General features: G+C 53.3%; 8 protein-coding genes. 3 read left to right on the top strand and 5 right to left on the bottom strand.

The window, feature by feature from the left end:
* Positions 1–324: 324 nt before the first annotated feature.
* The 4 genes from DCC81_RS22575 to DCC81_RS22560 all read right to left on the bottom strand — a co-directional run bounded on the left by DCC81_RS22575 (position 325) and on the right by DCC81_RS22560 (position 5,258).
* Positions 325–2,850 carry a DUF5686 and carboxypeptidase regulatory-like domain-containing protein gene (locus DCC81_RS22575; protein ID WP_108688928.1) on the bottom strand — a complete coding sequence of 842 codons (2,526 nt, stop codon included), beginning with the start codon at positions 2,848–2,850 and terminating at the stop codon, positions 325–327.
* Positions 2,851–2,951: 101 nt separating this feature from the next.
* A complete protein-coding gene (locus DCC81_RS22570) occupies positions 2,952–3,326 on the bottom strand; it encodes a hypothetical protein (protein ID WP_108688927.1) in 375 nt (124 codons plus the stop codon).
* A gap of 164 nt (positions 3,327–3,490) precedes the next feature.
* Positions 3,491–4,672: a trans-sulfuration enzyme family protein gene (locus tag DCC81_RS22565; protein ID WP_108688926.1), complete on the bottom strand. Its 1,182-nt coding sequence runs from the start codon at positions 4,670–4,672 to the stop codon at positions 3,491–3,493.
* A 166-nt stretch (positions 4,673–4,838) separates the two neighbouring features.
* Entirely contained in the window at positions 4,839–5,258 is a 420-nt protein-coding gene (locus DCC81_RS22560) for an OsmC family protein (RefSeq protein ID WP_108688925.1), read from the bottom strand.
* 217 nt (positions 5,259–5,475) lie between these two features.
* Between DCC81_RS22560 and DCC81_RS22555 the strand changes: the two genes are divergently transcribed.
* Positions 5,476–6,495 (top strand): homoserine O-acetyltransferase family protein, encoded by a 1,020-nt coding sequence (locus DCC81_RS22555; RefSeq protein ID WP_165806699.1) that lies wholly within the window; start codon positions 5,476–5,478, stop codon positions 6,493–6,495.
* A gap of 190 nt (positions 6,496–6,685) precedes the next feature.
* Entirely contained in the window at positions 6,686–9,568 is a 2,883-nt protein-coding gene (locus DCC81_RS22550) for a TonB-dependent receptor (RefSeq protein ID WP_205686411.1), read from the top strand.
* Between the two features lie 308 nt (positions 9,569–9,876).
* On the opposite strand, the gene ychF is transcribed toward DCC81_RS22550, so the two are convergent.
* Positions 9,877–10,980, bottom strand: a complete 1,104-nt coding sequence (gene ychF, locus DCC81_RS22545) for a redox-regulated ATPase YchF (RefSeq protein ID WP_108688924.1) — start codon at positions 10,978–10,980, stop codon at positions 9,877–9,879.
* Between the two features lie 174 nt (positions 10,981–11,154).
* Here ychF and DCC81_RS22540 point away from each other — a divergent pair, with 174 nt between their 5' ends.
* Complete coding sequence (locus DCC81_RS22540) at positions 11,155–12,387, top strand: nucleoside recognition domain-containing protein (protein ID WP_108688923.1); 1,233 nt, start codon at positions 11,155–11,157, stop codon at positions 12,385–12,387.
* The last annotated feature ends 26 nt before the right edge of the window (positions 12,388–12,413 follow it).

The following is a 12,413-nucleotide window of genomic DNA, read 5'->3' as shown; positions in this document are numbered from 1 at the left end:
GATTGTCATTATTTGCTAACTGCCTGATAACGATGGACAATCAAAAACGGGGTGCCCCGTTGGCATTCTTTTTGAAATTTCCTGTAGCAGACAGAAAACTTATTACACTTCAATTTAGGTTATGGCTAGTTATGTTATCTACTTGTTTTATGCTATTGTGATCCTGTGGATCTACCGTTTACTTGTTTATTTTTATGACCGCGATGCGAGGAGCATGCGCAAAACCAGGCGTTAAACCGGCAGTGTTCACCCGTTCATTTGTAATGCGCATTCATTCATCACTGTAGCGATCCTGTCGTATTGTATCGCTGTCTTTTTCAACCATCAGTTGGCACCTCCGTTGCCCAGGGTTACCAGCCCTCCGAGGATGCCTCCAAACCCGATCCTGATGCCCACACGTGTTTTATCCTGGCTCTGGTAGCCGGCTACCACGTCCACCCTCATTATTTTAAAGATGTTTTCCAGGCCTGCAAAGGCTTCCAGGTAGTTGTTGTCTCCATTCACGTAGAATGCGTTGGCACCGGCCACGAGGTTCCATTTCAGTTTATTGAACAAGGGGATCTTGTTGGTCAGCAACCCGTTGAAGTGGTGCTCCACATTGGCCGTGGCAAAGAAACGTGCACTGGTGCTGTAGCGGTAGTAGGGTGCCAGCTGGAAACTTCTCACATAAGCGGTGCTCAGGATGGTCTGGTTACCAATGAAATGCTGGAGGTCCGGGATGCTCACGCTTTTATCGTTCAAAAATCCGCCCACGCCTACGCGGTAATGCAGCTCACCAAACAGTTTCAGGTTCGTGTGATCCTGGATGCTGAAATTCCATTTATCAAAGTCCGCATCGCTGCCGGCTATGCCGTGAATGCCTTTTGTATACCGCGCAGAGAAGATAGGCCACTTACTGCCGAATGCCACTTTCGATTCCGGGAATTCGATAAAAGTCTGCCCCGGCTGGTAGCTGGCAAATACCGTCAGCAACAGCGCCTGCTCCCGCTCAAAGGGCATATTGGCCAGTTCATACGGATGATTGGGCAGGAACTGTTTGTTATCATTTTTAAAGAGCACGAAATCCGTGGTGTTTTCCAGCGGGAAGCGGTCTTCATACGTGAGCTTACCTCCTACCGTAAGCGTGCTGGGGAAGCGGCGGGTATAAGCCAGGCTGCCATAGGCATTCTCATACAACTTCATGTAATTCTCCTTCAGGAAAAGAGTGTAGAACTCATTGACCAGTGGTACAATCGGCACATCGTGGTTAAACTGCGATACCCGTTTGCCACCGGAAAGCACCCAGGTGCTGCTGGAACCGGCCAGCCGGTCGCGGCTCTGGTAGGCAATGTCCGTATAGGCGTTGAAGTGAGTATTGCTAAACCCATATCGGAGCACGGGTTTGAAGAACAACGTACCGTCATGCAGGGGCGCTGTTATCGTACCACTGATCTTGGCCACAGTGCCTTCCACCGTATTGTATTCCAGGTTTTGCAGCAGGCCCCTCATAGTCACCGTGGTGCTGGTAATGCTGGAATCTTTCATATAATAAAAATGATGGGTGGCGCCGCTCCACAGTATGCCACCCACTGAGGGCGGCTTCTGGTGTTTGCGCAGGGTATCCAGCGCGTAGCGGGAGCGCGATGAATCACGGCGGGCCTGTGCGGTGCTGTCTTTTTCGTGGAAATCCTTCACTTCTTCCCGCTCTAACGGTACCGGGCGCACGCTGTCCCAGAAGCCAATGCGTTTTTTGTTATACCCCGTGTCAAAGCGCATGAGGGTGCGGCTTTTGAAGTAGTCTTTCGGGAAGTTGGGTTTCACATCATAATTGGAGTACACGTTCACAAACTGGCCTACCACATCGAAGCCAAATTTCTTGAGGGCAAAATAAACCACCTGGTCCTTGGTGCGCCAGATCTCCGGTGTTACGGGCACGTGGGTCTGGCGGATCTTCAGGGAGTCCATCATATCCAGGCCGTAATCCTTGGTAAGCAATACATCCAGGCTGTGAATACGCCAGTCATCGTCGGTGATGAAGATATTGCCGCTGAACAGGGGCTCCTGTTTCCGCCTGGGGATCACCTGGATCTTGTTCACCGTTTTGCCGTCTTCCACGAAAGAGCCCAGGTAATGGTACCTGTAATACGACAGCGCATTTTCTGAGATCGGTGAAATATAGCCACGGGGGCTGATCTGCGTGATCACCGCCGTTACATTATTATCATAGAAATTAATGAACGTAGGAAAGCTGATGCCCAGCCCACCGCCGCTGCTGCGGGTGGCCACTGTTTCCAGCTTCAGTTTGTCCGGGTCCTGGAAAGCGATTTTGGTGATGCTCTCAGACAGGAATAAGATACCTTTCCCGGCGGAGTCCACGCCCATATCAGCTTTGTCTATTTTCTGGCCAAAGAACTTACTGGGCGTGGCCCTGGTTTTGAACATCCCTTTGATGTAAGCCTCTGCGGTATAGGCTTTCAGCTGGGTATTATAGAAATTCCGTTTTTTAATGGCCTGGCGGATGATGGCGTAAGCGGGATCTTCCCCCCCGGCTTTTACCACCACTTCCCGGATCTTTAGTTGCTGCGCGTGCAGTGCAATATTGAGCTCCTGGTCAGCTGCACTTACATCCACGGCCGTTTCCGTGCGCTGGTACCCGATGTACTGCACCACAATGGTGTAGTGGCCAGGCGCCAGTTCCAGGCTGTAGGCACCGCCGGCATTGGTGGTGGTACCATGGGTAGTACCTTTCACAAAAACGGTGGCAAAAGGAAGCGGGTGATGATCCTGGTCTGTAACAAGTCCGTGCAGGGTATTGGCATAAGAGGTTAACGCAAGCAGTACAGCGGTTAGGGTAAACACGATCGATTTCATGAAACTAAAAATAAAAAAGGGGGCGCACGCTGCAAAACGCGCGGCACCCCGTTTAACAATATTTTAAGGCTAATCTTTCCTTGAATACCATTTTCCACCCATCAGGAGGCATAGGTAACCTTCTTCTCTTTTTTCGGCACCCGCAGGTAAGCCGCCGCCAGGGCGGCAAACCCAGCCACCAGCCCGCCCAGGAAAGCGCTGATGAGCCCCATAAGCCAGGGCGTATGCACTTTCAGGATCAATACGCTCATGCGCCCGGCCAGGATATGATCATTGCGGATATCGGCCACAAAATCCAGCGACAGCCAAAGCAGGAACACGCCTGCAAAAGCGTTGAAAAAACTGTTGCCCGGCCGCAATGGCAGCGCCAGCGTTACGATGAACACCGCCACCGCAAAGCCCCACCACACAGGCATAAAAACACCGGCCAGGTAGCTGAGGATGATGATAAGGAAGAAGTGGGTGAAGGATTTCATGGGTGATTTTTTTTGTATAACGTACAACGTACCGCGTACAACGTACAACGTACCGCGAATGTAGCATGCAATTGCCAGCAGCGTGTTTGTTAGTATTGAATATACAAAATATTACTTACATGATCCGCCTTTATGTACGTTGTACGTTGTACGTTGTACGATTTTTATACACTCCTTTCCAGCGCCTGCATAATATCGTGCTGGATATCACCGGCGTATTCCAGGCCTACGGAGATGCGGATGAAACCGGGGGTGATACCTGCTTGCAGCCTTTCTGCTTCTGTGAGCTTGGCGTGGGTGGTGGATGAGGGGTGAGAGGCAATGCTGCGGCTGTCGCCCAGGTTGGCCGTGAGGGAGAGCAGTTCCAGGTTGTCCAGGAAGCGGCGCCCTCTTTCTATGCCACCTTTCAGTTCAAAGCCTACCAGGCCGCCACCGCCGCTCATTTGTTTTTTCGCGATCTCGTATTGCGGATGGCTGGGCAGCAAAGGGTATTTTACCCATTCCAGGTGTTTGTTGCCTTCCAGGGCGGTGGCCAGTTTCAGGGCGCTTTCTGTGTGGCGGGCCATGCGGATGGAGAGTGTTTCCAGGCTACGGCTCAGCACCCAGGCGTTGAAGGGGGAAAGGGCCGGGCCGGTGCTGCGGCAAAACGCGTAAATATCTTTGATCAGCTTTTCATCTCCTACCACTACCCCACCGAGTACGCGGCCCTGGCCGTCCATCCACTTGGTGGCGGAGGTGGTCACCAGGTGGGCGCCCAGCAGGTAAGGCCTTTGGAGGATGGGCGTTGCAAAGCAGTTGTCTACATTCAAAATGATGTTGCGGCTGCGGGCCAGCTTGCCCAGCCACTCCAGGTCTATGATGTCCAGCCCGGGATTGGAAGGCGTTTCCACGAAGATCATCTTGGTATTGGGCTTCATGAGCGCTTCCACTTGCTCCGGCTTGTCAATATCAAAATAGTCGTATTGGATACCATACTTGGGCAGGTACTTCGTGATCAACGTATGCGTGGAACCGAAGATGGCGCGGCAGGCCAGCAGATGATCGCCGGCGCTGAGCAGGGCCATGAAACTGGCCCAGATGGCGCTCATACCGGAGGCGGTGGCGTAGCCCGCAGGGGCGCCTTCCAGCATGGCTACTTTATTTACCACTTCTTCCACATTGGGATTACTGAAGCGGCTATAGATATAATCATCTGTTTCGTCTGCAAACGTAGCGCGCATGCGCTCTGCGTTAGGATAGGTAAAGGAGGAAGTAAGATAGAGCGGTGATGAATGCTCCATATTATCGGTGCGCTCAGAACGGATGCGCACTGCCAGTGTTTCCGGGTGGTATTGGTATTGGCTCATGAAAAATTTTCCTGTGTCTTAAGTCCCAGGTCTTCGGTACCAGCCTTTGCCAGCTGCCTGTACCCTGTTAAAATCCTGAGCTCTTTATTAAAAATACCGCTTGCAAAAAACGGATATCAAAAAAGCAAGGTGACCAGGACATAAGACCTGGAACCTTGTACAAATCCTATTGGTTCACCTTCACTTCCCAGGTGAGCTTTGTCTTGCCCTGGCGGAGGGTTTCTGCTACGGAGCAGTATTTATTCATGGAGAGTTCCACAGCGCGTTCTGCCTTGTCCACATCGATCTTGCCGGCCAGGTGGAATACAAGGTGTACATCTTCCCAGAGAGAGGGCTCTTTGTCTTTTTCGCGCTCCCCCTCCACTTCAATGCGGAAGTCTGTTACCTGCTGGCGTTGCTTTTTCAGGATCATCGCTACGTCTATGGCAGAGCAGCCGCCCAGGCCCATGAGCAGCATCTGCATAGGGCGCACCCCGTTACCTTTGCCACCAGAGGCTTCTCCAGCGTCCATTAATACTTTGTGCCCGGCTTCATCTATTGCTTCCATGTTAAAAGCATCGTCAACCCGTTGTAATGCGACTTTCATAGTTTCAGATTTTCAATCATCAAATATAAAGTATTATGGAGTAAGTATCAGGTATTATGTATGGGGTCCCAGGTCTTAGGTGCCGGGCATTATGCAGCAGGTACTACCTATGAAACGTACAGATCATTCGCGTACCTAGGACCTAAGACCTAGGACCTAAGACAATTTATATTGACATTTCCATCATCCAGCCGTAAGTTTGCGCAAATTTGAATTTTTGGGAATACACGTATTTCATAGCCATACACCGTTTACGCTGGAATCGGGGGTGGTGCTGCCGGAGCTGCGCATTGCCTATCATACTTACGGCACGCTCAATGCAGACCGGGGCAACGTGGCCTGGGTGTGTCATGCCCTCACGGCCAATTCTGATGCGGAAGGCTGGTGGCCGGGCATTGTGGCCGCCGGCGGGCCCATTGACCCCAACCGCTATTTTATTATCTGTGCCAATATCCTGGGATCGTGTTATGGCAGCAGTGGCCCGCTGACGGCCAATGCGGCTACCGGCCGTCCCTTTTATCATAGCTTCCCGGCCGTCACCATCCGGGATATGGTGAAGGCCCACATCCTGCTGCGGGAGCACCTGGGCATTGAAAAGATCGCCTTGCTGGCTGGCGGTTCCATGGGCGGCTACCAGGTGCTGGAATGGGCCCTGGCAGAGACCAGCCGCATTGGCAAAATGTTCCTGCTCTGCACCGGGGCCGCGGAAAGCGCCTGGGGCATTGCTGTGCATACCGCGCAAAGGCTGGCCATCAGCGCAGACGCTTCCTGGCAGGAGCATACGCCCCAAGCCGGCTCCAAAGGCCTGAAGGCGGCCCGCGCCATCGGCATGCTCACTTACCGGAACTATCAAACCTTTGTGCGCACCCAAACGGACCCGGACAAAGAAAAGACGGATCATTTCCGGGCTTCTTCCTACATAGAATACCAGGGTGAAAAACTGGTAAAACGCTTCAACGCCCAGAGCTACTGGGTGCTGAGCAAAGCGATGGACAGCCATAACATAGCCCGCGGACGCCACACCGATGCGGCCTCCCTCCTGGCCACCCTGCCCCAGCCTACCCTGCTGATCGGCATTGCCAGCGATATCCTCTGCCCACCGGAAGAACAACTGTTCCTGGCCGCCCACCTGCCCCATGCCCGTTACGAGGAAATTGACTCCCCTTATGGTCACGATGGGTTTTTAATTGAACATGAAAAGATTGGTATTATACTCTCTTCTTTTTTAGCTGATTAATTCTATCTTGTGCCCTGTCATGCCAGCAAATGGCAGGGCAAATACCACCAATTTTAATATCCATTTTTCAAAAGCGTAACCTGTTCCATCGATTTAAGATGGCATTGCCATTAATTCCTTATATTTAATTACACCAAGATTCCGTAGAAGCAAGGCTTACCCATTCCCACTAAACTAATTTGATTCCCGTATGAAGTACTTCCTGCAAGCGATGCCGCTACTGGCGCTGTGGCTTTTTGTTCCCCGCCTCCTGGTAGCCCAGGCCCCACAACAGATCACAGTTTCCGGTACGGTGACCAACAAGACATCGCAAGAGAAACTCGCCGGTGTAACCGTGACCGTAAAAGGCAGTAAGGCCGGCGCCATTACAGATGCCAGTGGTCATTTTACCTTATCCCTCCAACACAGCTGGCCCGTAACCCTGGTATTTACTTCCGTGGGTTATGAGCGGGAAGAAATGGTGGTACACAGCCAGGCGCCCATTGAAGTGGGCCTCAATACCGGCGAGATCCTCGGAACGGAAGTGGTGGTAGCCGCCAGCCGCGTGGCGGAAAGTATCCTCAAATCGCCTGTATCTGTAGAACGGCTGGACAGCCGCAGCATCCGCAACTCCCCTGCACCTTCTTTTTATGACGCACTGGCCAATGTAAAAGGCGTAGACCTCAGCACCCAGAGCCTCACTTTTAAATCTGTGAACACCCGTGGCTTTGCCAGCAATGGTAATACCCGCCTGGTGCAACTGGTGGATGGGATGGATAACCAGGCGCCGGGGCTCAACTTCTCCGTAGGCAATATCATCGGCATTACGGAACTGGACCTGGACCGCGTGGAACTCTTACCTGGCGCCAGCTCCGCCCTGTATGGCCCCAACGCGCTGAATGGAATCCTGCTCATGACCAGCAAGAATCCCTTCGATTACCAGGGCCTCAGCGCCGTTGTAAAATCCGGCGTGCTCAGTGACGACGGGCGTAGCACTGCCACCACCGGGTTTTATGATGTGAACCTGCGCTACGCACAGGCCTTCAATAAAAAATTCGCGTTCAAACTCAACGTAGGCTACCTGCACGCCAAGGACTGGCAGGCCTATGATACCCGTGACCAGAGCCTGCAGAACGGCCATACCATTGCCAACGGCACCCGGGCCAACAACGAGGCTTACAACGGCGTGAATGTGTATGCAGACGAAACGAACATCAACATGTACACCTCCCTGCAACCCACGGCCTTCAACCCGGCCACCCCGCTGGGCGCCAATATTGCCGCGCTTTCCGCCGCTACCGGTGGCGCCATTACCCCGCAAATGATCTATGGCTCCATCATGCCGGACAGTTCGCACGCATTTGTATCGCGCACCGGCTACAATGAAAGGGACCTCACCGATAATACTACCAAGAACCTGAAAATAAGCGGGGCATTCCACTACCGCATCACGCCTAAAACGGAGGCCATCCTGCAAGGCAGCTATGGTACCGGCACCACCGTGTACACGGGCGCGGACCGCTACTCTATCCGCAACTTCCGCATGGGACAATACAAGGCCGAAGTGAGAGGTGAAAACTTCTACGTGCGGGCCTACACTACACAGGAACGTTCCGGCGACAGCTATGCCATCGGCATCCTGGGCTCCGGTATCAACGAAGCCTGGAAGCCCAGCCAGACCTGGTTTACCCAGTATTTTGGCGCATACGCCACGGAGTCGCTCACTACATTTGCCACCGCTTTCCAGACGGCGCTGGCCGGGGGCCAGACACCCGCACAGGCCTACGCTGCCGCCGCCAACGCGGCTAAATCCGGCGCCGGCAAATTTGCCACCGATGCCCGTGGCGTGGCAGACCAGGGCCGCCTGCTGCCCGGCACCGCGGCCTTCAATGCAGCAGCAGATAGTGTGAAGAACCGCCCCATTCCCGGCAGCGCTGCCGGTGTGGGCGCTAAATTCCTGGACAAGACCAACCTTTACCAGGGTGAGTTCATGTACAATTTTTCCAGCCTCATAAAAGTGCTGGAAGTACTGGTGGGCGGTAATTACCGGGTATATGACCTGAACTCTGAAGGCACCCTCTTTGCGCTGGATGATAACGGCAAGGAGTTCCGCATCAAGGAAGGTGGCGGCTATGTACAGGTGGCCAAGCCCCTGCTGCAGGAGCACCTGAAACTCACCGCCAGCCTGCGTTACGACAAGAACATGAACTTTGAAGGGCAGTTCAGCCCCCGCATTTCCGCGGTGTATACCCTGGCTGGTACGCACAATATCCGTGCGTCTTACCAAACGGGTTTCCGCATTCCTACGAACCAGGACCAGTACATTGACCTCAACACGCCCACCGCGCATTTGCTGGGTGGCCTCCCCTTTTTCCGCGACCGCTACCACCTGAACAGCGGCCCGGTATACAGCCTGGAATCCGTGCAGGCCGGCGCACCCAAGCAATATACTTTCCAGGAATACAAACCGGAAAAGATCCAGGCCTGGGAAATTGGCTACCGCAGCCTGATAGATCAGAAACTGGTGATAGATGCTTATGCGTACTGGGACAACTTCCAGCACTTCAGCGGCACGCAGGCACTCATACAGCCCACCTCTGCCACCACGTATAACACGTTTGCCATCCCGGTGAATTATACCAAGGACATTCATAGCTGGGGATGGGCCCTGGGCCTGGATTACAACTTCCCACAGCGTTTTGTGGCCGGTGGTAATATCTCTTACAATGAATTGCTGAACCAGAAAGACCTGAACGGTTTTGTGGCCAGCTACAACACGCCAAAGGTGAAATACAACCTCTACGTGGGCAACCGCGGTATTGGTAAAAGCAACATTGGTTTTAATGTAACCTGGCGCTGGCAGCAGGCCTTTGTATGGCAGAGCAATTTTGTAGCGGCGCTGGTGAACGCCCGCGCGCTGAGCGAGATCCCGGCGTACGGCACCGTGGATGCCCAGGTGTCCAAGTTCTTCCCGGCATCGAAGATCACGTTGAAACTGGGTGGGGCTAATATTTTCAATAAGGCGTATACGCAGTCGTGGGGAAATCCTACCGTGGGTGCGCAGTATTATGCTTCCATCGGGTATAATCTGTAAGCGTATTTTTTACAGGGAAATGCCAGTGACACGCGTGTTGCTGGCATTTTTTGTTTGGAGGGTTAGTGCGGGGTTGGGAAGGCTTTGGCGCGGGGCGCCTCCATGCTACCCTCCCGGGGGCGTGCGCGGGTTGGGCCTCAGCGCGGATCTGGCCCCTCCTAAATAGCGACAGCCCGTAGCAATTTACATGCTATGGGCCGTCTTTTGTTGTAACCCTCAGCGCTTACACGCGGGTATCTTTCAGGGGTAAGCTGCAAAGGTAGGGCATTTTAGTTGGTTAGACAACTAATCATGATCCCTGTTGCGGCTTACACATTAAAGCGGAAGTGCATTACGTCGCCATCAGCTACCACGTATTCCTTACCTTCTATGCGCAGGCGGCCGGCATCACGGGCGCCGCTTTCAGAGCCATATTTTACGAAGTCGTCATAGGCGATCACCTCGGCCTTGATAAAACCTTTTTCAAAGTCGCTGTGGATCACGCCGGCAGCCTGGGGGGCTTTCCAGCCGGTGTGGATGGTCCAGGCGCGCACTTCCTGCACGCCGGCGGTGAAATAAGTGATGAGGTCCAGCAGGCGGTAGGCGGAGTGGATGAGGCGGTTCAGCCCGGGCTCTTTGAGGCCGTATTCAGAGAGGAACATTTCCTTATCTGCCGGGTCTTCCATTTCAGAGATCTGGGCTTCAATGGTATTGTTCATCACGATCACCTGGGCGTTTTCCGCTTTCACAGCGGCTTCCAGGGCCTGGGAGAATTTATTGCCGGTGTGAAGGGAGCCTTCATCTACGTTTGCCACGTACAGTACAGGCTTTTCGGTGAGCAGGAAAAGATCGGCGGTGGCCTGCTTTTCTTCTTTGGAAAGGCCCAGCTCCCGGAGGTTCTTGCCCTGTTCCAGGTGAGCCTGGCAGCGCTTCAGCACTTCCAGTTCCGCCTTGGCCTTAGCGTCGCCGCCGGTTTTGGCCATCTTTTCGGTACGGGCCACTTTTTTCTCGATGCTCTCCAGGTCCTTCAGTTGAAGCTCCGTATCAATGATCTCTTTATCGCTTACGGGGTTGATGGCGCCTTCCTCGCGGAGGATGTTCTCATCTTCAAAGCAGCGGATCACATGCACGATGGCATCTACTTCACGGATATTGGCCAGGAACTTATTGCCCAGGCCTTCGCCTTTGCTGGCGCCCTTTACGAGGCCGGCAATGTCTACAAATTCAATAGTGGTAGGAACGATTCTTTCGGGTTTTACCAGCTCTGCCAGTTTATCCATACGGAAATCCGGAACATCTACCTGGCCCACGTTGGGCTCAATAGTACAAAAGCGGTAGTTGGACGCCTGTGCCTTGGCACTGTTACTTACTGCATTAAACAGTGTGGACTTTCCAACGTTGGGTAAACCTACGATTCCTGCTTGCAACGCCATTTAAAAAAATTTGCGCAAAGATATTATAGATTTGGGAATTAATGCCGGTCTGCTGCCGCAAATTCCCCGGGCAGGGCCGGTACGCTGATTTTTTACGCGCAGGTGTTGTAAATTGAATTTCAATGCGCTATAATTGATGCTGAAAATTATTAATTTGTCCTTTATTCTCCGTTCATGGCATTAAACTACGTCTGGCTTGCCTTTTTCCTGATCTCCTTTGTGGTAGCGCTTTTCAAGACCCTGGTACTGGGCGATGCGGCCGTATTTGGCGATGTGATGAACAGCCTCATGGCCAGCACCAAGACCGGGGCGGAGATCTCCCTGGGGCTTATTGGCGTTATGGGTTTCTGGCTGGGCATCATGCGCATCGGTGAAAAAGCGGGCGTGATCAATGTTTTTGCCAGGCTGGTAAATCCCTTTTACTCCAAATTATTTCCTGGTGTGCCCAAGGAAAACCCCGCCATGGGCTCCATGGTGATGAATTTTTCCGCCACCATGCTGGGGCTGGACAATGCAGCCACTCCCTTTGGCCTCAAGGCCATGCAGCAACTGCAGGACCTCAATCCCAGTAAGGACACGGCCAGCAACGCACAGATAGCCCTGCTGGTGCTCAACTCTGCGGGGGTGGTGATCATCCCCACTTCCGTGATCGCCCTCCGCCTGGCGGCCGGTTCGGCCAATCCCGCAGACATCCTCGTGCCTACGCTTATTTCCACTTTCGTGGCTTTCATTGTAGGCATTTTCGTGATCGCGGCATTCCAGCGCATCAATGTGTTTAAACTGCCGGTACTGGTGTTCCTGGCATCCTTCATTGCTATTATGGTGGCGCTTTTTTATTGGGTGCAAAGCCTGCCCCCGGCGGAGATAGCGCCCCGCACGGCTTCCCTGGGCGGCGTGATCATTTTTGGGGTGATCGTACTGTTCATCGTGGCGGGCCTTCGCAAAAAAATAGTAGTGTACGAAGCCTTTATTGAAGGTGCCAAAGAAGGTTTTCTCACAGCGGTGAATATCATTCCTTACCTGGTGGGCATGCTGGCTGCCATCAGCGTATTCCGTGCCACGGGCTGCATGGATTATGTGGTGAATGGGCTGGCCGCGTTGTTCAGCGCCATGGGGGTGAACACCGATTTTGTGCCTGCCCTGCCGGTCATGTTCATGAAACCCCTGAGTGGTGGCGGCGCCCGCGGCCTCATGGTAGATATTCTCAAAACGTATAAGGCAGATAGTTTTGTGGGCCGGCTGGTAAGCGTGTTGCAGGGCACTACAGAAACCACTTTTTACGTGATCTCTGTTTACTTCGGGTCTGTGAATATCCGTAATACCCGCTATGCGCTGGCAGCCGGGCTGATCGCGGATTTTGCGGGCATGGTGGCCGCTATCCTGCTGTGCTACGTATTCTTCCATTAGGGTTGCCAGTCTCTTCCTGCAGCTTC

Source organism: Chitinophaga parva, from assembly GCF_003071345.1.
In the GTDB taxonomy this organism is placed as follows: Bacteria; Bacteroidota; Bacteroidia; order Chitinophagales; family Chitinophagaceae; genus Chitinophaga; species Chitinophaga parva.
This window is presented reverse-complemented; position numbering and strand designations above follow the sequence as displayed.